The sequence below is a fragment of the Pantoea alhagi genome, assembly GCF_002101395.1.
Classification (GTDB): Bacteria; Pseudomonadota; Gammaproteobacteria; order Enterobacterales; family Enterobacteriaceae; genus Mixta; species Mixta alhagi.
Genome location: NZ_CP019706.1, coordinates 1,395,557 through 1,415,279, shown reverse-complemented (window position 1 = coordinate 1,415,279; position 19,723 = coordinate 1,395,557). Strand labels below are relative to the sequence as shown.

Here is a 19,723-nt window from a genome sequence, read left to right as displayed (position 1 = left end):
ATCAGCCAAAAAACAGGCTTTTTAGCGTGCTGGCAAGGAGCTGCGCTGTGCTTATCTCCAATTCTCACCTGTGGCTAACCGCACTGGTGGTTACCGTTACGATTCTGCTGTGGGCCAGCGCGCGCCTGCCGGAATTCATTACCGCACTGCTGTTTTTCGCCGCCGCAATGATGTTGCATATTGCGCCAGCAGCCAGCGTGTTTGGCGGCTTCGCCTCATCTGCCTTTTGGCTGGTGCTGAGCGGTTTTATTCTGGGCGTGGCGATCCGCAAAGTAGGGCTGGCCGATCGGCTGGCGCATGCGCTGGTACCGCGCTTAAGCGTCAGCTGGCCGCGCATGGTAGGCGGAACGATCGTTATCAGTTATCTGCTGGCGTTTGTGATGCCCTCCAATATGGGCCGCATTGCGTTACTGATGCCGGTGATCGGGGCGCTGGCGAAGCAGGCAGGAATAAAAGAGGGCAGCCGCGGCTGGGTTGGCCTGGCGCTGGCGGTGGGGTTTGGCACCTTCCAGCTCTCCGCCAGCATTCTGCCCGCCAACGTGCCAAATCTGGTCATGAGCGGGGCGGCGGAAACCACGTATCATCTCCATCTGGGCTATATGCCGTGGCTGTTTTTACAGGCACCGGTAGTGGGGATACTGAAAGGGGTGATATTAACACTGTGCATCTGCTGGCTGTTTCCGGCACGGCCTGAGGCGGTGACACATAATGCGCGCCTGCCTGCCCTCAGTGGCGAGGAATGGCGTCTGATTATCCTGCTGCTGTTGACGTTGATATTGTGGATGACCGACAGCCAGCACGGCATTTCACCCGCCTGGATCGGTCTGTGCGCCGCCTGCTTCTGCTTATTGCCGCGCGTAGGCTTTATTTCCAGCGAAGCGTTCGCCAGCGGCGTTAATTTCCGAACCTGTTTGTATGTCGCGGCCATTTTAGGCGTGACGGCGGTGGTGGTTGATTCCGGCCTCGGCAACATTATTGCGCAGGCGCTGCTGAGCATTACGCCGCTTGATCCCGCCACGCCCTTTGTTAATTTCGTTTCGCTGAGCGCTTTAACCAGCGCCCTGAATTTTGTGGTAACCGCCAACGGCGTCCCGGCGATGTTTACGCCGATGGCGCAGAGTTTCGCCACCGCTTCCGGTTTTCCATTAGGCAGTGTCATTATGCTTCAGGTGCTGGCCTACGCCACGCCGCTGCTGCCCTATCAGGCCTCGCCGATTGTACTGGCGATGGGATTAGGCAATGTGTCAGCACGAGACGGTCTCAGGCTCTGCCTGCTGGTGGCGTTGGTCAGCATCGTTTTATTGTTGCCGCTCTATTACGGCTGGTTCCGACTGCTGGGCTATTTATAACGACAATAAAGTTCTGGCTGTATGGCTGATATGATTAAAAAAGGGGCAGCATTGCTGCCGCCCCTGAATAGTGCACCGATCTGAAACGTTAAGGCCTACTTGCCTGCTGCTGCAACAACGTGAGACGTTTCGTCATTAGCGGCGACTGGCGTCATCGGCGAATAATCAAGTTGCAGGATGCGGCTGGTTTCCGCCAGCTCATGCTCAGTGGCACTGATATTGCCATTCAGTTTCTGGCCGTAAGAGGGGATCATCTCTTTCAGCTTCGCCTGCCATTCTGGCGTAGCGATTTTATCTTTAAACACTTTCTGCATCAGATTCAGCATAATTGGCGCTGCCGTAGAAGCGCCTGGCGATGCGCCCAGCAGAGCAGAAATGGTGCCGTCCTGAGAGGTCACCACTTCAGTGCCCAGGCGCAATACGCCGCCTTTTTCTGCATCTTTTTTAATGATCTGTACGCGCTGACCTGCCTGAATCAGATGCCAGTCTTCTTTTTTCGCCTGCGGGAACCAGGTTTTCAGCGCCGCGTAGCGATCGTCATCGTTCAGCATCAGCTGGCCGACCAGATATTTCACCAGGTCAAAGTTATCCAGACCGACATGTACCATCGGCATCAGGTTGCTGGGGGTGATGGAGCCGAACATATCCCACAGGGAACCGTGTTTCAGATATTTGGTTGAGAAAGTGGCGAAGGGGCCAAACAGCAGAACCTGTTTTCCATCCAGCATGCGGGTATCCAGATGCGGCACGGACATCGGCGGCGCGCCAACCGAGGCCTTACCATACACTTTCGCCAGATGCTGCTTCACGACTTCCTGATTTTCCGTTACCAGGAAGGAGCCACCTACCGGGAAGCCAGCGTAGTTTTTTGCTTCCGGAATGCCGCTCTTCTGCAGCAGCGGCAGAGCCGCGCCGCCAGCGCCAATAAAGACATATTTCGCCCTAATCACGCGTTCTGCGCCGTTGTTTGTGAGATCGGCAACGGTAACGTTCCAGCTACCATCGTCGTTACGCTCAATATCGCGCACTTCGTGACGGGTTTGCAGGCTGAAGTTTGGACTTTTCTCCAGTGATGCCACCAGCTGGCGCGTGATTTCACCGAAGTTGACGTCAGTACCGATATCAATGCGCGTTGCGGCCACTTTCTGCTGCGGATCGCGGCCTTGCATCATCAGCGGCGCCCATTTAGCGATTTGTTCGTGGTCTTCAGAGTATTCCATGCCGCGAAACAGCGTGCTCTTTTGCAGCGCTTCATAACGTTTACGCAGTAGATTAACGTTTTCTTCGCCCCAGACCAGGCTCATATGTGGGGTGGAATTGATAAAGCTGCGCGGATCGTGCAGAACGCCTTTCTGTACCTGAGAGGCCCAGAACTGACGAGAAATCTGGAAGGATTCGTTAATTTCAATGGCTTTGCTGATGTCGACAGAGCCATCCTCTTTTTCTGGCGTATAGTTCATTTCCGCCAGCGCGGAGTGGCCTGTACCGGCGTTGTTCCAGCCGTTCGAACTCTCTTCTGCGATGTTATCCAGACGCTCTACCATTTCGATAGTCCAGTCTGGTTCCAGCTCCTGAAGATAGGTTCCCAGGGTGGCACTCATAATTCCCCCGCCGATGAGCAGTACATCGACGTCCTTTTTATCTTCTGCTACTGCATGCTTACTTAGGCCGAAAGCATTCATACACAGCGCCAGAAGCAATGCTTTTTTACGCATGTGGCGACATCTCCGTCTGTTGATTGCTCAACAGGTAATTGCAGGCGAGAGCGTCCAGCTTCTGTCAGGCGGGTTGCTCTCTTTCCATAACTAAAAAAGCGAGTGACATAACCGCACAAACGGCATGGGTTAACCACACGTTATAGGTGTGCTGAGAAATATAACATTCTCGTAATAAAATTGAATAATTTGTTTAAACTTTAAAAGTTGTTTGAATTTTAACCATGCTGAAGCGATTAGCTTCACACTTCTTAGCGTAACAGTACAAAAATTGTTTAGCTAACGACAGAGGAAAAGGGATGAGGGTAAGCGTTCCCTTGCTTTAACGGCAAGGGAACAGGAGAGCGGAATGTTAAAGCAGATGTAATTTTTTTACGTCAATCAGCAGGTTTTTGCCGTGGCGCAGTAAAGTACCGTTAACCGAAATCAAATCATCCGGTTTCACTTCCTGCCCCTGCCAGACGCCGTCGTCAATCTGTAACTGGACGGTGCCAGTGCGATCGCGCAGCTCCCAGGTTTTTTTACCGGTTTGCCGGATAATGTTGCCCTGCAACGTTACCCAGGTTCCGGTAGAAAGCTGTGCCAGCTGATGAGCCGTATTCAGTTGCTGGTTATCTGTTACTGCGCGGTAGCCATCTTTTTGATCTTCCGGCGGCGGTGCTTTGCCGTCCGGATTAAAGCCGCCATCGGCGGCCAGCGTTGGGGCGGCAAACAGTGTAGCCAGACACAGCGTCAGGATTTTATTCATTGCTAACTCCTGCGGTCATTAACCACATTAATTACCGCTGCGCTATCAGGGATCGCCCAGCTGCTGCACATCAATCCAGCGACGTTCGCCATCCTGACGTGCGCGACCGTTCAGACGCACCTGGTCTTTGGCATCATAGGTTTTCCCTGCCCAGACTTTTTCCGGGATAACCAGATCGATAGTCTGATCGCCGTGACCGCGCAGCTGATAGCGGTTAGCGTCTTTCTGCTTAACGATATAACCCTCAACCGTTACCCAGGCGCCGTCACGCATTGTTTTTACCAGCTCAATCGGCGCTGAAGTCGTGTCTTCCGTTCCTTTATAACCGCTGTCCTGATTCTCCGGCGGCTTTTCACCGCTTTTGTAGCCGCCGCTATCTTCGGCAAAAGCCGGCAGCGTGAAAAGGGCAATCAGGGCGGCGATAGTCAATTTTTTAGCCATACATTCTCCTTAATAACCATCCGTTCGGGCCAGGCGAAATACGCCTTTGCAGGATATAAGCCTGGCACAGTCTGATGAAATCGGGGGAAATCAGGATACGGCCGCATTGATATTGCACAACTTTAGGAAAATTGTCCGGAGCGGGCGGCAGGGTTGCAGCGTGCCTGGCAGTACATAGCAAAATGTGAGCGATAAAAATTAAATCTTACCAAAGCGACGCCAGAGAAAGCGCAGCACAAAAAACTCTATCGTGCCCAGCAGCAAAAACCACAGGCAGAGCACAAAGGTATAAAACTGATTGAGATCGCTGAAATGAAACAGCGACATCATACGGGCAGTAAACTGTGGACCCGGAGAGGGCGCAGGCAATAGCAGCGCGGAGAGAAAGCCCAGCAGCAGAATGCTCATTGGTGCCAGCCAGTTTTCAAAAGTGGATTTCATGGAATTCAGGACAAAAAAGAAAAAGAGATGTTCATTGTCCGGGATTCAGCATGCCGGTTCAATGTTTGGCGTGGTCGTCATAGCGCAGGATGGATATCTTCATCATTAAATCAATAGCTTGTGTGATAACCCACATTGAAAAAAGGTCTGCAATCATGATTTGTTTAGCTTTTGTTTAAGTCAGGCTTTGCATAATCGCCCGCAATTTTGTGATCAGCTTCAAAAAAAGTTGCTGAAAAAAACCGCTGCCGTTATAATTTTCGTTGTTTTTTTCAACAAAAGTTAAGCAGGTCATGGGTTATGAAAAAGTTCTTTCGGTATGTGTTTCGCGCTTATGTTGAAACCTTTAAGCATGTGCCGCCCGGCGCGCTGAACTAATGGCAGCGTCGCACTAACACCCTCGATAACCGCGGCCAGGGAACGACCGATGGTTATCAAACCCGCTTTATGTATTCTCCTGCTTCATTCTTCTTGTCTCCAGCTTTGTTTCACTCTTATCCAATAGCCTTATCGATGGTCTTTTCATTGCTAAAAGTTATGCTCTGACAAGGGCCTACAGCCTGTTTCTTAAACGCTCTTTGTTGATAACCGCCGCACATTTTTATCAACCGTTCTGATTAAGCGTCCCGGCAAAGAAGGCGAAGCGTTATTTAACGCCTAAACTTAGCGGGTATCCCTAACCTGAGAGCAGCTGATGAAGAGAGCAACCCGTAGGCGCGGGCCAAATAACCGCACACTTCTTCTCGGTATGGCCGCAGCAATGGCCGGGACGGCGCTATTTGTTAAGCAATGGCGAAAATGGCAGCAGACGCCGCCGGTGGGCATTCATAGCCATCAGGCAGGTCTGGCGGGCTATTACCAGCAAGTCGGGCCGTGGCGGATGTTTACCCGTGTAACACCAGAAAGCCGCCCTGGTCTTCCGGTGGTTTTGTTGCATGGCCTGGTGCTTTCCGGGCGTGCCATGGAAGACCTGGCGCTGGCATTAGGCTGGGAATATCGCGTACTGGTGCCCGATCTGCCCGGTTTTGGCGGCAGTTCGCTTCCGGCCTCGCAGCCGGTGTTAAGCGTTGACCAACTGGCAGAGGCGCTATGGCTGTGGATGCAGCAAAATCAGCTGTCGCGCGCTATTTTTATCGGCAACTCTATGGGATGCCAGGTGCTGGCTGCGCTGGCGGTTGCGCATCCTGAAGCGGTTGCCGGGCTGGTACTGCAAGGGCCTACCGTCGATCGCCATAACCGTACGCTGCTGCGCCAAATTTGGCGCGACTGGATCAATGGCCGACGGGAGGCGCATCGTTCTCCCGCCGCGCTTAGCCGTATCGATTATGCCAAAGCGGGTATCTGGCGCGCCATGAGTACCATGCGCCTTATGATGCGTGATCGCATTGAACAGCGGCTGCCACATATCAAAGCGCCGACGCTGGTGGTGCGGGGCTCGTTTGATGTGGTTTCGCCCGCTCGTTGGGTCACAGAGATGGTGGCGCTGCTGCCGCGTGGCGAGCTGATGACCATCCCGCAAGGTACGCATACGCTGCACTACGTTTACCCGTGGAGCTACAGCCGCGCTATCCGACCTTTTATTGCTCGCGTGCAGAAGGAGCAGGAAAACCATGAGTAAACCACCAAAGGGCGTTGCCCGCTTTGACTCTTCGGCAGCGATGGTAATGGCGCTCAGCAATGCGCTACATCAGCGCCCTTTTAGCAGCCCCAGCCAGTCGCCTACGTTGGATCGCATGCTGCCAGCGTTGAATTTACTGCCTGAGCGCGTCCGTGAATGGGGCTATGCGCTTGGCGGTATGGCTGAAGGCATTACGCTAAGCCAGGCGCAGCAACTGGATATTGAAGGCATCGCGCGTTGGGTGGCCAGTCAATATCCGCAGCAGCAGTATCAGGCCGCTTTTGTCGGCTCTTCTAACGGTGCGATGGTACATCTGGCGGCGGCGATGGGCGTGCCCTGGCTGCCGCAAACCTTTTTGTGTCCGGTACGTTCATTGCACAACGACCCGGACGACGCGCAGAAAGGTATGGCGGACGGCAAGCCGATTACCGATGCGTTGCTGGCGGCCTCACCGCATCTGGCGGTTCATCATATGCAGGATCCGAATCAGGATCGATTGATGCTGGACCAGATGTCCTATTTCCGTTTAAAGCACCGCAAACTGCCGCTGGAATATCATGAGTTTTTGCTCAGCGCGCTGCCGCCAGGCGGAACGCTGGTAATCAACCACTGTACGCAGCAGTGGCCCGCCACGCGTACCAGCGATCGTTCTTTCTATCAATTTGGGGCGGTCGGGGGCGCAACGGAGCAGGAATATTTCTCCGGCGGGCCGCGGGTAATGGAATATCTGGCCCGTAACGGCGTTGAACGTGAAAAATGGGAGCCGCCTGCGCCGGACGTTACCGTACCCGAGGCAGAGTGGGGGTTTGATGCGCACCTGATGGCCGAGCTGAAAAAACTGGCGAACAGCCAGAACTGGAAACTGGTAGAGCTGCGTTATGAAAACCCGGAAGCGCTAAGCTTTGTGACTGCCGAAATTTATCGCGACTGGTATCTTTCGGCAGGCGTAATCGCTTCGCGGCTGGTGGTGGATAATTTCCTGTTAATGGATCCCTGGACCACCATGCAGCAATATGCGATTCCTTTCTGGCTGACCTTCTGTACTGAGCCTTCTGCCAGTTCACTACAGCGCTATCTTGAGCGTCAGCCGCGGTTCCGTAATATCGATCTGCTGCTGTTTTCCCACGGCACGGAAAGTATCGGTATGGCTTCGATTGAACGCTGGCAACAGCTGTTGAATTACGCTACTGATGAAGGGGCATTTATCGGTGTTGATACGGAACGCTTCCCGCGTGATTTCGCAACATTATCGCGTTTTGATGAGGAACTGAAACAGAGAGCGCCGCTGTTACCGCCGCCGGAACCGCTGACGACTGAAACATTTTTAGCGGGCGTACAGCGTTACGGGGAAAAATTTCAGGTGGAGTGTTTGCTACATAACTGAGTGAAAAAGATGAGCAGTCAGGCCCCATGACCTGACTGCTACTCAACCGTTACTGCGCTTTTTCAGCAATAAGGGTGAGTTTTTCATCGGTCGCTTTCTCTTCCTGCAGCGTTTCTTCCAGCAGGCGAGCCGCTTCTGTATAGCCCAGCTTCTGTGCCAGTGCACGCAGCGTGCCGTAAGCCGCGATTTCGTAGTGTTCCACTTTCTGCGCTGCGCCGATCAGGCCAGCATCACGCACCACGCCTTTCTCGACGGAATCGATGATTTCCTGCGCTTCTTCTACCAGGCCTTCCATCGCATGACATTTCATACGTTTAATGCGCACTTCAGGAGTCGCTTCTACCAGCTGATCAAGACGCTCGATCTGGCCCTGGGTTTCTTCCAAATGAGTTTTGAATGCTTCGATAAGATTCTCATCGCTAGCGGCACGCGCCAATTTCGGCAGGGCACGGCTAATTTGCTTCTCAGCGCTGTAAACATCAGACAGATCGTGAATAAACATATCTTCCAGCGTTTTAATACTCATCGTAATCTCCATAACCAAAGGATAATAATTTATAAGTTCAGGGATGGCGTGCCCTGTTCATTTCAGTATAGACAAAAATAAACAACTGCAACGGCAGAATGATGAGATTAGGATTCATCCTGCTGCTACCGCCTCGCTTGTTTTAAATAAAGTCTTCGCTGCCGTGCTTATTAATAAAAAGCAGGAAATAGCCTGATATAAACAAGGTAATAAGACGGAGAAAACAGAACTGACGCAAGAAGTAACACGCTTACCCGCAGTACGCCAGGGCGCACCACGGGTTTAACTAATTTTTACAGGGAGTTACCCACTTTTAAATTAGCTGCGGCGGCTATTCTGTCCGCCTTTTTTGCCTGCTTCAGAGGCTTTTTCGCGGTCATTTTTAAAGTTACCGCCGCTTTGTTGGCCGCCTTTCTTACCGGCTTCAGAGGCTTTTTCACGATCTTCTGCAAAGTTACCTGAACCACCACGATGCTGAGTCATATTATTTCTCCTCGTGTGTATTAACAGAATGCATATATTTATCAGTGGGCGATAAATATATGCGCATCCAACGTTTTTAAATTTAGCGGTTGAGAATAATATTGCAAGGCGATGGCAGGTAAAAGTTTTTCTTATGACATTTTATAGGGCGTAAGTTCGCGTTACATAACGGGTAAATGGAAATGTTATATTTTATGAATGACGCCTGCATATATATCTGGCGCTTCGCCTGTTAATGCCAGAAAGGCCTCTTCGGCTACCAGTCACACACGATTTCTGGCTCAGGATCACAACGCGTTTTCCGCAGGTCGGATCAGTGAAAAAAAGGAGGCCGTTTCGTTTTGTTTGGTCTTTAATTATTCAGCAAGCTAATTTATAACGGAGGAGATGACTGATGAATACCACATGGTTACGATCCCGTGAGCTTCCCCATCTGGGATCCTTTGTCGTGTTGAAGAAAGGTAAAGTGGCCTGGCTGCTGTTCCGTAACGGCGGCGCGGTTTTTCGTTCTGCGCAATGGCTGCGGCGGCATTGTCATGCCTTCGAACCTGTGAATGCCTCCTCTCAGGTACGTTGATTTGATTTTACCGGCGTCGGCCCTTCTGCTGGCGCCGGAGCAGGCTCTCTGTTTTACATCTTTTTGGTTCATGAGAGACGTGCCTTTCACCAGGTCTCTGCGAAGCAGCAATGCTATCTTTACGCCTTTGTCCCCGCTGTAGCGGCGCGAGCCTTTAACCCAGATATCCCCGGAGCGCAACGCCCCTTTAAGCTCGTTGAGCGCACAAAATTCATAATACTGCCGGTCAATACCCGCAGGTGTAATCACCACCTTGCGCCAGCTTTCAGGGACAAACTCAAGCGGCGCTGTCGCCGGAACTTTACGTGACTGCTTCCGGTACATATCCTTGATCACAACCAGCGCCTGACCGACATCGATGTACTGCCTCAGTTTGGACTGGATCAGCTTTCCGGTCTGCTGAAGGCGCTCAGCCTGTGTTCTTTTGGCTTTGCTGAAAAGGCTGTTCAGCATTCGCTCATGCAGCTCAATCACTTCGTCTGTCAGTGTGGCTCTGGCTTCTTCCAGCACGCAGACCAGGATCGCATGACGGCGGGCTGCTGAAAATCGGGTCAAATCCCGGCTACTCATCTTTCGGCCTTCCCGCGCCAGTTTCAGCAACCGGTTCTGGTGAATGGTACGATCTATACCTTCAGGTAATGCCAGCGATTCAATGCTACTGAGCCGATCAAGATGTTGCAGCACATTCTTACCATTGATTTTACCCGGCGGTTGCAGAAGTCATATCAGCCTGGAGGGCTGATTATCTGATGACTCAAGTAAACGATCCAGGGCATCCCTGTGCACCGGAGTTAACGGGGCATTCAGAGTCTGAAATACGATTTTATCTCCGCCAGCCATGGCCTCCGCACAGGTCGTTCCACGACATCAATCGCGGGGATTATCACGTTGTTCTGCCGGATTTTCGATATCCAAACTAACCCATTGAAGTGGTGGCCTGACTACGGCTACACTGGAAGGACAGATTTGGTGACATGTCTCGCACAAGACTGTTACCACGGTTCAGAAGTTCCCCAACTTACTGAACCTTCGGAAAACCACCTCCCCAGGTGTTTTTTTCGTTTCTAGACATGAGACTACTCGCAGAATGAAAGGATCTCAAGGATCATAATTCAGGGTTCTGAAAATAATCACCATTACATTGTCCAAAAAACGTACTTAGCGTGCAGTTTCGCACATCTGTAATTCAGCCCCCAGACCTTTCCTTTTTAATGGCAAAATATATACTGATACCACCCCAAATAATAACCGTAAAAAAAGTACACAAGAACCAATAGTCGGGAACTATAAAATAGTAAAACAAAAAAAGAAAAACAATTATCGCGTGAGCACCAATATACCCAACACTCCCAGCAATGAACTTAGGAATAAATCTCATTGGTGCACCTTTTTACATTTTACAAAAACCAATAGCGACATAATAAATGAACACACAAAAGAAATCAAAACCAATATTACAGTTAAAGTTTCTAGGGATGCATGAACGCCTAAAAACTCAAGGCGATCCATTGCATTAATAACAAAATCAGCTGTCATAAACCTAAATACAGATTCAAAAAGAATAACCGTAATCAAGCAAAACAAAACAACAAATGAAATGATAGCTAAAATCCATTTTTTCAAAACAAAGACCTCATGATATGATTATAAAATCCCAACGTTTTTATCATGGAAAAGGAAAGCTGACAATGTCTATATCATCTATATTAAAATTTAAAATGGAGAATGACAAAAAAGCAGCTATAGCACTTAATCGTGCTGTAGACGGTGTAGCACAGAACAACCGCAGTGTCTTGGGAGATGTCCATTCAGGTCTGGAAAGAGCATCATGGTATGGCTCATGCTTTTTCGATAGTTATGCGGATGTATGCGCTCAATTAAAAACTGAAGACAAGCGTTTCTTAAAAAACATATTTGAAATATACAATCGGAAAGACATAATCGCCGATATGATAAGGATGTATTTAGAAGAAGAGTTAAAATTCATAAACAACAATCAAATTGGCTCTCTCAATGCGTCACTAGCCAAAGTACTCTCTAATTATTATGGCGGAATGTCTACTAAGGTATCAATAGCAAACGCACTATCCATTATCGTAGTGAACTCATTTCACTTCAAAACTGAGGTTATGGCTCAAATAAATAAATATGCGCTATTGGTAGTAACCCTAGCATCACTTTACGGTAAAATACAAGCGGCAGCCATGGCCGCAAGGAACCTTAAAATAATATCACCAGCACTATATTCAACCCTATACAACAACAATATGGAAATGCTCTATTTCCTTGTTAGCGAAAAAATAAACAAGGCACTAATTGCATCAATGGGTTTACGTGGGGAAGAGCGGATTGTTTCCATAATGAAATCCTTGGCTTATTAAAAGGGACATCCTACGATCTGATAGCCAATAACGGACACCACAGCGTAGAATCAGGCACATTCAGCACAAATATGATGCCTGACAGGTAAAACCGGCAGCAAAGCTCCCGGTAAAAAGACTCTTTTGCGTCCGATAAATTTCCCCGGAACGCATAGTCATGCAACTGGGTGAATGGCTCAGGCTTTCAGTACAGATGACCGCCGAAAGCCTTGTTTTCTCCGGTTTGTCACAGCGACGGACCGTCGTAGCTTCGCTGTCTCTGTGATCGCTCAAGCTCCAGCGCTTTCTGGTGCTGCGCCGCGCGCTCCTGCTGCTGGCGCAGCTCCGCGGCGTTCAGCCGCTCGACAACCGGCGCAGCTGCTCGCTCAAACTCTGCACCTGCCTGCTCAAGCCCGTGACGCGCTCGCTCAGCGCCGCGTTCTCCCGTTGCATAAGACCAGACATCGTCCGCCATTCCGCGAAGGCGTTCTCCCACTCGTCCAGCCTTTTCGAGTAGTCCTGCTGTAGCTGCTCTAATGCGCTCAGCAACTGTTTTTCCAGCTCCGACATGCTGCTCTACTTCTGCATCAGTCTGATGCCGTTTTTCCTGCCGTTGTCGAACGTCCAGTTCATGTCCGCTTTCACGCCTTCCGGCAGCACCAGAAAGCGCTCCTGGTTGTCTTCCTGGTATCTCACGCCCCACGTTCTCGCGTTCAGCTTCTCCAGCACGTCCTTCTGCTCCCGGATGCTCGTGTAGTTGTCGAGTATCTGCTGCCCCTGCCACCACAGAATGCCCGCGCTGGAGGCGATCAGCAGGACCGACGCCAGTACGATGGTCAGCCACGTCTGGCTGACCATCCGCACCATCCCTTTCGTGCGCAGGCTCATGGCTGAGGACAGCTTCCGGTCGTGGCCGAGAAGCGCGCTATATTTCAGAGATTTTTTGAATTCTTAATGTGCAGTTTTAATTTAAGACTGGAGTGCGCTTTTCGCACAAAGCTGCCTGTCAAAGTGGTCAGGCTCTACCACAGCTCAGAGGTAAAAAAACCACCTTAACGTACAATAATTTTCGATATCCAAACTAACCCCTAATAGGCTGATAAGCGAAAATAACTTGTCGGTTCAATTGGCGTAATTATCATCAGCTAATTATTGATGAGTAAAGATTGTTATTTGCAAGAATGTTGTTGATGCTTTTTTATCAATTTATTTTGCCAGAACGCTTATTGCATTGGGGTGTTAAAAGTTAACGTCCGGGAAATGCTTTAGTATGCCAAAGCTACGTATTCAATAACTTCTTTCCGGCAGACGATAATATTTTTCCCACTTAATCAACTGGCTCCGCTGAGCGCATCACAGATAGGCATATTCAGGCTATCCGTCTGTTCAGGTGTGCCTGCAGTACAGGGCTGGAAAGCAGCGGCAGCAAATTTATCTTTTGGGATGACATGCATCCAACCATCCATGCTCATGCTGATCTGAGCAAAATGCTTTTTCAAGAAACGCGGTTAAAGTTGCAGGAAGCGGCACATCGGGAGCGATAAGTTATCGCCAGTATGACCCGCCAGGTTAAAGGCGGGTCAGTATAACCATCACTTACCGATCAGAAATATTTCAGCCAGCGGATATCACGCCTTTGTTGCTTCAGTCGGGCAAAGGCGCGTACCGGCCACCACAGCAGCAGTGCCAGCAGCAGCATACAGAACCACAGTTGCCAGACGGCATCGAAGCCGAACCAGTCACCCTGATTTTTCCCCCAGCTTGCCTCAGCGACCAGATACATGCCTTTCAGAACGTAAAGATGCAGCAAATAGAAAAACATCGGCGCGCTGCCAAATACCGCCAGCCAGGCAATAGTACGACTGCGCTCTTCGATACGTTCAAACAGCGCCAGCAGCGTCAGGCCGACTGCCAGCGTCAGGCAGATAAACAGCAGCGAGGGCGGATATTTGGTGATATTAAAAAACGCCATTGCGCTTTCGCCCAGCGTATTGCCTGCCTGCCACGGTTTTTCACCATAGCCGTTAAGCAAACGTAGCAGCACGAACAGCCCCAGCAGGCTGGCGGCGCTGGTCAGAAATATTTTGCCGCGTGTTGCGCGGTTGCAGGCCGGTTGCCAGAGCTGGCCCGCACAGTAGCCCAGCGCAATGACGCCAATCCACGGCAGCACCGGATAGGACGTACGCATCCGCAGCGAATCGCCTAATTCAATCCAGCCGCGATCGTGCAAAATCGCCCATGGCAGATGCCAGAACGTACCGGATGCAGCATGAATATGGTCGAGTAGATTATGTCCCGCCACCAGCACAACCCCGACGGTGACGATAGCCCAAAGCGGCAGCCACAGCAGCCCGCCAAGCGCCAGCATACTCAGGCCAATCGCCCAAATTACCTGTAAATAGAGCACTTCCGGGGGGAAGCTGAAGGTCCAGGCGAAGTTAACCAGCGTCAGTTCCAGTACCACCAGCACCAGGCCGCGCTTCAGCAGGAACAGCGAAACGGCTTTACGGCTCTGCTTTTTTTGCTGATAAAGCGCGGCGGAGAGGCCGGTTAAAAACACAAAAACCGGTGCGCACAGATGCGCCAGAGTACGACTGATGAACAACGCCGGATCGGTATTGGCGACATCAATCGGATCGGCGAGCTGTTTATGCAGATAGAAGGTTTCACGCACGTGATCCAGCAGCATTAACAGGATCACCAGGCCACGCAGCGCATCAATAGCCTGCAGCCGTTGAACAAGCTTATCGGACATATCCTTTTCCTGAAAGTATAAAGAGCGAAACGTTATATCATAACAAAAGGTAGTGGCTCAAGGACGTGAGCAGTCACATCACCGTTCACCGCAGGCAGAATGCCAGAGTGTTTTCATTGCCAGGCCGCTCAGGCTGTGGCTAAAATAACTGCCCTGGTGATGGCGTTCCACCTTACCCAACCGCTACTCTTCCTTTGAGAGCTGATGACGCCTGACACGACACTTTCTCACCGGGAAGGTGTGACGCATGTCAGGATAGCGCTCTGCCTTCTTGCTGCGTGATATCCCGTTGAATTAAAACCATTATTGAGCCTTAACGACAATGTTGAAATCTATGCTGGCAGTTATGCTCGGGGGTGCCACAGGCTGTACGCTGCGTTGGCTAATTTCGTTGCGCTTTAATGCGCTGTTTCCAAATTTGCCGCCGGGTACGCTGCTGGTTAATCTGCTGGGCGGCCTGATCATCGGTATCGCCACCGCCTGGTTTATGAAGAATCCGCACCTTTCTCCAGAATGGAAATTGCTGATTGTCACCGGACTGTGTGGCGGGCTGACCACCTTTTCCACCTTCTCGGCAGAAATCATGTTGCTGATGCAAAGCGGCAAATATATCTGGGCAATGGGTCACGTACTGGTTCATGTTGTTGGCTCGTTGCTGATGACCTTTGCCGGTTTCACCCTGGTTACCCTGCTGGGCTAGATAACCTTCTACAGTTAAACCGGGCGGCGCAATTTACGCGCCGGTTTTCCCGGTAAACAAGGAGGATGAATGGCTAACCCTGTATTTCTTAATCTGGTACTGCTGGAAGGCGAACCGCTTACGCTGCTGCACGCCGCGAAGCAGGCTGGTTTCGATGAGGTGGAGATCTGGCAGGAAAATGTGCAGGCGGCAGAAGGCGGCGCAAAGGCCATTCGGGCGCAGGCGCAGCGGCTTAATCTGGGGTTCACCAACTGTCAGGTGCTGCGTGATTTCGCTGGCGCGCCGCTGGCACTGCGTGAAGAGAAGCGACAGCAGGCGCAGCAGTTTTTTCAGCTGGCGCAGGCAATAGGTTGCCGCACGGTTCAGGCACCTGCCTGCACACGCGAGGATTGCCAGGCTGAGCTGATTGATGAAGATTTGTGCTGGCTCTCCGCCGGGGCGGCGCGGCACGATTTGCGCATCATGTATGAGCCGATGGCCTGGAGTACGGTGGATAACCGACTGGGTATGGCCTGGCAACGGCTGAAACGGCTCGATCTGCCCAACGTCGGGCTGGTGGTGGATCTGTTTCATATCGCTGCACGTGGCGATGATGCCAGCGTGCTGGAAGACATTCCGCCGCAGCGGATTTACGAAGTACAGCTGTGCGATATGGCTGAGGCAGTCACGCCGGACGATATGTTGCAGTTGGTTGATAGCGCACGTCATCATCGTCTGCTGCCCGGTGATGGCATTTTGCCGGTGGCGGATTTTGTCGCTGCGCTGCAGCGTAAAGGCTATCGCGGCCCGGTCGGAATTGAAGTGTTTAACAATCGGCTGAAGCAGCAACCGCCGCAGGTTACCGCTGCGCAGGCGTTTGCCGCTCTGCGCCGGTGCTGGCCTTAACGCCTGTCATGATTAGTGCTCGCTGCCGTTAAAGCAGCGGGCAATAAAATTAACCGCTCGCTGTGCGCCGGAGCCGGAAATGGTATGGCCGACGCCACTTTCAAACAGGGTTTCTACCGACATGCCCGCCGCCTTCAGACGCAGCGCGGCAGATTCCGTCTCCTCCCACGGGATCACCGGATCGGCTCTGCCATGCACCAGCAGCACCGGCGCGTTACGTACCGGCATCAGCGGGTCGGGCGTAGCCAGGCGACCGGAAAAAGCCACCACGCCCGCTAACGGCCAGCGCCCGGACGCCAGCGCATCCAGTGCCATAATTGACCCCTGCGAAAAGCCCACCAGCAGTACCTTTTCCGGTTGTGTAATCTGATGCGCGCTCAGCAAACCATGCAGCGTCTTATCAAAGGCGGCGCGGGCTTCTCTTACCCGTTCCCCACGGTTTTGCGCGGTTACGCCATCAAGGCTGAACCACTGAAAGCCGGGACCATGATCGAAGCGAAAGGGCGCATCGGGCGCGGCAAAAGCGGTGGCAGGCAGCAGCGGCGCCCAGTGCGGGCCCAGCCCGGCCAGATCGTCGCCGTTGCTGCCAACGCCGTGTAGAAAAATCACCAGTTTTTTTGTCATCTTCGCCTCCGCGTGGAAAGTTTTGTCCTGCGCTTTTACATTTCGAAGTTAAACCATTGCGGCAATTTGCACTAATATCAGTGTTTCGTAGGGCAAAAAATGAGCACATCTATGCTATTTCGCCGTTTCGAACGTTATATCAATATTTTTCAGGACGCACCCGGCGAAGCACCGCCGGATAGCGTGGGGGCCTTTTACAGTTACTTTCTGCGTCAGGTCTGGCGCAGCTTCGCCGCGCTGCTGGCGGTCGGCCTGATTGTTTCGCTGATTGAAGTGGCGCTCTACCGTTATTTAAGTCAGCTGATCGATATGGTCAACGCCTCAACGCCTGCCATCTTCTTTCAGGAAAACTGGGGAACGCTGTTGTGGATGGCGGCGGTAGCGATGATTCTGCGTCCGCTGTTTATCGGTCTGCACGATCTGCTAATCCATCAAAGCATCGGTCCCAGCCTGGGCAGCCTGATCCTGTGGCAGAACCACAGCTATGTGCTGCGTCAAAGCCTGAAATTCTTCCAGAACGATTTTTCCGGGCGTATCGCCCAGCGCATTATGCAGACCGGTAATGCGCTGCGTGATTCGGCAGTCCAGACCGTTGACGCCATGTGGCACGTTTCTATTTACGCCATCACCTCGCTGGTGCTGTTTGCCGAAGCGGACTGGCGACTAATGCTGCCGCTGATCGCCTGGATTTTCGCTTATGCCAGCACGCTGCGCTATTTTGTGCCGCGTATCAAAGCGCGATCGGTGATCTCTTCTGAGGCGCGTTCAAAGCTGATGGGCTGCATTGTTGATGGCTATACCAACATCACCACGCTAAAGCTGTTTGCTCATACCGATCTGGAGCAGCGCTACGCGCAGGAGGCGATAGGCGAGCAAACGCAGAAAACGCAGCAGGCCAGCCGGATGCTGACCAGCATGGATGTGACGCTCTCTACACTGAATGGTTTACTGATCGGTTCCACCTGCGGACTGGCGCTGTGGCTGTGGAGCGAGTCACTGATCACCGTCGGCGCGATTGCGCTGGTAACCGGGCTGGTGATCCGTATTGTGAATATGTCCGGCTGGATTATGTGGGTGGTCAACGGCATTTTTGACAATATCGGTACGGTTCAGGATGGCCTGACCACCATTGCGCAGCCGCTAAGCGTCACCGACGAGCCGGATGCTAAACCGCTACGCGTAACGCAGGGTGCGATCCGTTTTAAAAATGTCCATTTTGACTATGGCGGTGGTCGGCGGGTAATCAATAACCTCAACCTGGATATTCAGCCCGGCGAAAAGATCGGGCTGATTGGGCCGTCGGGTGCGGGAAAATCGACGCTGGTTAACCTGCTGCTGCGGCTGTATGACCTGGAAGGCGGCAGCATCAGCATTGATGGTCAAAATATTACAAAAGTCACCCAAACCAGCCTGCGGGCGCAGATTGGCATGATCACCCAGGATACTTCGCTGCTGCATCGATCTATTCGCGATAACTTGCTGTATGGCCGTCCCGACGCTACCGAAGAGGAGCTGTGGACGGCGATCCGTCGGGCGCGCGCCGATGATTTTATTCCGTTGCTTTCCGACAACGAAGGGCGTACCGGGCTGGATGCGCATCTGGGCGAGCGCGGCGTGAAGCTTTCCGGGGGTCAGCGCCAGCGTATCGCTATCGCGCGCGTGCTGTTAAAAGATGCGCCAATTTTGATCATGGATGAGGCCACCTCCGCGCTCGATTCAGAGGTAGAGGCGGCGATTCAGGAGAGCCTGGATACCCTGATGGAGGGCAAAACGGTGATCGCCATTGCCCACCGCCTCTCGACAATTGCCAGACTCGATCGGCTGGTAGTGCTGCAACAGGGCAAAATTATCGAGATGGGTAATCACCAGCAGTTGCTGGCGCATAACGGGCTATATGCCCGTTTGTGGCGTCATCAAACCGGCAACTTTGTCGGCGATCATTAAGCCTGTCCACGGCGGTAGGGGAGCGCGTCACGCGCTTCCTCCGCCCAGGCCAGTACACCCGCCTGCTCCTGCTGTAAAAAATCGCCAACCGCTGCGCGTAATCCCTCATGGCGTAGCCAGTGCCATGAGCGGGTAAGCGTAGGTTCAAAACCGCGCACCAGTTTATGTTCTCCCTGCGCACCCGCATCGAAATGGCGCAGGCCGTGGGCAATGGCATAATCCATTCCCTGCCAGAAGCAGGTCTCAAAATGCAGGCGGTCAAATTCCGCCAGGCAGCCCCAGTAACGGCCATACAGGGTATCGTCGCCGATCAGGCTAAACGCCATTGCCACCGGCTGCGTCCCACGTTGGGCAAAAACCACCTGGATTGCGCCGGGCATACGCTCCGCCAGCAGGCTGAAAAAGTCACGCGTCAGATAAGGCAGCTGTCCACGTACTGCGTAGGTATTGGCATAACATGTATAAACAAAATCCCATTGGACTTCGCTCAGCTCACCGCCGCTCAGCCAGTGAAAGCTAATGCCGTTAGCGGCAACCTGTTCACGCTCTTTACGGATCTGCTTACGCTTGCGTGACATCAGGGTATCAAGGAAATCCTGAAAATCACGGTAGCCGGGATTATGCCAGTGATACTGGCAGCCGAGGCGCGATAGCCAGCCGGGCTGCGCAGCCAACAGCGCATCACTGTGTGGATCGGTAAAGTTAATGTGCGCGCCAGAGAACCCCTGTCGGGCAAGCGCCTCAGGCAAGGCTTCCAGCAGCGCCGTCAGCGACGTGGCATCGCCCAGCAGACGCGGCCCGCTGACCGGACTAAACGGAATAGCGCCCAGCCATTTCGGATAATAGGGAATATTGGCGCGATAACAGGCGTCCGCCCAGCTGTGATCGAATACATATTCACCCCATGAATGGCTTTTTTGATAGCCTGGCAGCGCTGCACGCAGCTGTCCCTGTTCCAGGGCGACCCAGTGCGCCGGTTGCCAACCGCTTTCTGCGCCCACGCTGCCGCTCTCTTCCAGCGAACGCAGAAAGGCGTAACGTAAAAATGGATTGTTATCAGGCAGTAGCGCATCCCAGTCGGCGGCAGAAACAGCAGCAAGCGAAGAGAGAAAGGAGAACGACATCAACAGGCTCCGACAGATGGCGGGCGAGCCGTAAACCGGCCGCCCAGGA

Annotated in this window: 18 protein-coding genes, 1 pseudogene and 1 riboswitch; of the genes and pseudogenes, 7 read left to right on the top strand and 12 right to left on the bottom strand. The window is 52.4% G+C overall.

Going from position 1 to position 19,723, the window contains the following annotated elements; translation table 11 throughout:
• The first annotated feature begins 47 nt into the window (after nt 1-47).
• Complete coding sequence (locus tag B1H58_RS06640) at nt 48-1,349, top strand: SLC13 family permease (RefSeq protein WP_208615340.1); 1,302 nt, start codon at nt 48-50, stop codon at nt 1,347-1,349.
• Nucleotides 1,350-1,444: 95 nt separating this feature from the next.
• On the opposite strand, the gene mqo is transcribed toward B1H58_RS06640, so the two are convergent.
• The 4 genes from mqo to B1H58_RS06620 all read right to left on the bottom strand — a co-directional run bounded on the left by mqo (nt 1,445) and on the right by B1H58_RS06620 (nt 4,694).
• Nucleotides 1,445-3,064, bottom strand: coding sequence for a malate dehydrogenase (quinone) (gene mqo / locus B1H58_RS06635; protein WP_085068838.1), 1,620 nt, complete (start codon nt 3,062-3,064; stop codon nt 1,445-1,447).
• 352 nt (nt 3,065-3,416) lie between these two features.
• Nucleotides 3,417-3,812 (bottom strand): YgiW/YdeI family stress tolerance OB fold protein, encoded by a 396-nt coding sequence (locus B1H58_RS06630; RefSeq protein ID WP_085068836.1) that lies wholly within the window; start codon nt 3,810-3,812, stop codon nt 3,417-3,419.
• A gap of 45 nt (nt 3,813-3,857) precedes the next feature.
• Nucleotides 3,858-4,253, bottom strand: coding sequence for a YgiW/YdeI family stress tolerance OB fold protein (locus B1H58_RS06625; protein WP_085068834.1), 396 nt, complete (start codon nt 4,251-4,253; stop codon nt 3,858-3,860).
• A gap of 198 nt (nt 4,254-4,451) precedes the next feature.
• Nucleotides 4,452-4,694, bottom strand: a complete 243-nt coding sequence (locus tag B1H58_RS06620) for a DUF1158 family protein (protein ID WP_085068833.1) — start codon at nt 4,692-4,694, stop codon at nt 4,452-4,454.
• A gap of 748 nt (nt 4,695-5,442) precedes the next feature.
• On the opposite strand from B1H58_RS06620, the gene B1H58_RS06615 reads away from it, so the two are divergent.
• Entirely contained in the window at nt 5,443-6,312 is an 870-nt protein-coding gene (locus B1H58_RS06615) for an alpha/beta fold hydrolase (RefSeq protein ID WP_157130233.1), read from the top strand.
• Nucleotides 6,305-7,696, top strand: a complete 1,392-nt coding sequence (locus B1H58_RS06610; protein ID WP_085068829.1) for a hypothetical protein — start codon at nt 6,305-6,307, stop codon at nt 7,694-7,696. Before B1H58_RS06615 ends, B1H58_RS06610 begins: the two co-directional genes overlap by 8 nt.
• 49 nt (nt 7,697-7,745) lie before the next feature.
• Here B1H58_RS06610 and B1H58_RS06605 read toward each other — a convergent pair whose 3' ends face one another.
• From B1H58_RS06605 to B1H58_RS06595, 3 genes and pseudogenes are all read right to left on the bottom strand, one after another.
• Complete coding sequence (locus B1H58_RS06605) at nt 7,746-8,222, bottom strand: YciE/YciF ferroxidase family protein (RefSeq protein ID WP_085068827.1); 477 nt, start codon at nt 8,220-8,222, stop codon at nt 7,746-7,748.
• Nucleotides 8,223-8,540: 318 nt separating this feature from the next.
• Complete coding sequence (locus B1H58_RS06600; protein ID WP_085068825.1) at nt 8,541-8,705, bottom strand: con-10 family general stress protein; 165 nt, start codon at nt 8,703-8,705, stop codon at nt 8,541-8,543.
• A 715-nt stretch (nt 8,706-9,420) separates the two neighbouring features.
• Nucleotides 9,421-10,193, bottom strand: a pseudogene (locus B1H58_RS06595) (hypothetical protein); the annotation flags it as partial.
• Between the two features lie 777 nt (nt 10,194-10,970).
• On the opposite strand from B1H58_RS06595, the gene B1H58_RS06585 reads away from it, so the two are divergent.
• Nucleotides 10,971-11,663 (top strand): hypothetical protein, encoded by a 693-nt coding sequence (locus tag B1H58_RS06585; protein WP_085068821.1) that lies wholly within the window; start codon nt 10,971-10,973, stop codon nt 11,661-11,663.
• Nucleotides 11,664-11,996: 333 nt separating this feature from the next.
• On the opposite strand, the gene B1H58_RS06580 is transcribed toward B1H58_RS06585, so the two are convergent.
• The 3 genes from B1H58_RS06580 to B1H58_RS06570 form a co-directional block, all read right to left on the bottom strand.
• Complete coding sequence (locus tag B1H58_RS06580; protein WP_085068820.1) at nt 11,997-12,212, bottom strand: MbeD family mobilization/exclusion protein; 216 nt, start codon at nt 12,210-12,212, stop codon at nt 11,997-11,999.
• A gap of 6 nt (nt 12,213-12,218) precedes the next feature.
• Nucleotides 12,219-12,530: a mobilization protein gene (locus B1H58_RS06575; RefSeq protein WP_237172456.1), complete on the bottom strand. Its 312-nt coding sequence runs from the start codon at nt 12,528-12,530 to the stop codon at nt 12,219-12,221.
• Between the two features lie 715 nt (nt 12,531-13,245).
• A complete protein-coding gene (locus B1H58_RS06570) occupies nt 13,246-14,397 on the bottom strand; it encodes an acetyltransferase domain-containing protein (protein WP_085068818.1) in 1,152 nt (383 codons plus the stop codon).
• 146 nt (nt 14,398-14,543) lie between these two features.
• A riboswitch (Fluoride riboswitch) is annotated at nt 14,544-14,618 on the top strand.
• 101 nt (nt 14,619-14,719) lie between these two features.
• Between B1H58_RS06570 and crcB the strand changes: the two genes are divergently transcribed.
• Both crcB and B1H58_RS06560 read left to right on the top strand, forming a co-directional pair.
• Complete coding sequence (gene crcB, locus B1H58_RS06565; protein WP_085068816.1) at nt 14,720-15,097, top strand: fluoride efflux transporter CrcB; 378 nt, start codon at nt 14,720-14,722, stop codon at nt 15,095-15,097.
• 69 nt (nt 15,098-15,166) lie between these two features.
• Complete coding sequence (locus tag B1H58_RS06560; RefSeq protein ID WP_085068814.1) at nt 15,167-15,982, top strand: sugar phosphate isomerase/epimerase family protein; 816 nt, start codon at nt 15,167-15,169, stop codon at nt 15,980-15,982.
• A gap of 12 nt (nt 15,983-15,994) precedes the next feature.
• On the opposite strand, the gene B1H58_RS06555 is transcribed toward B1H58_RS06560, so the two are convergent.
• A complete protein-coding gene (locus tag B1H58_RS06555) occupies nt 15,995-16,606 on the bottom strand; it encodes an alpha/beta hydrolase (RefSeq protein ID WP_085068812.1) in 612 nt (203 codons plus the stop codon).
• Nucleotides 16,607-16,717: 111 nt separating this feature from the next.
• On the opposite strand from B1H58_RS06555, the gene B1H58_RS06550 reads away from it, so the two are divergent.
• Nucleotides 16,718-18,550: an ABC transporter ATP-binding protein gene (locus B1H58_RS06550; RefSeq protein ID WP_085068810.1), complete on the top strand. Its 1,833-nt coding sequence runs from the start codon at nt 16,718-16,720 to the stop codon at nt 18,548-18,550.
• On the opposite strand, the gene B1H58_RS06545 is transcribed toward B1H58_RS06550, so the two are convergent.
• The gene (locus B1H58_RS06545) at nt 18,547-19,674 is read right to left on the bottom strand and encodes a GNAT family N-acetyltransferase (RefSeq protein WP_085068808.1); all 1,128 of its coding nucleotides are present in this window, start codon (nt 19,672-19,674) and stop codon (nt 18,547-18,549) included. The two genes, B1H58_RS06550 and B1H58_RS06545, sit on opposite strands and share 4 nt — an antisense overlap.
• Nucleotides 19,675-19,723 lie beyond the last annotated feature (49 nt).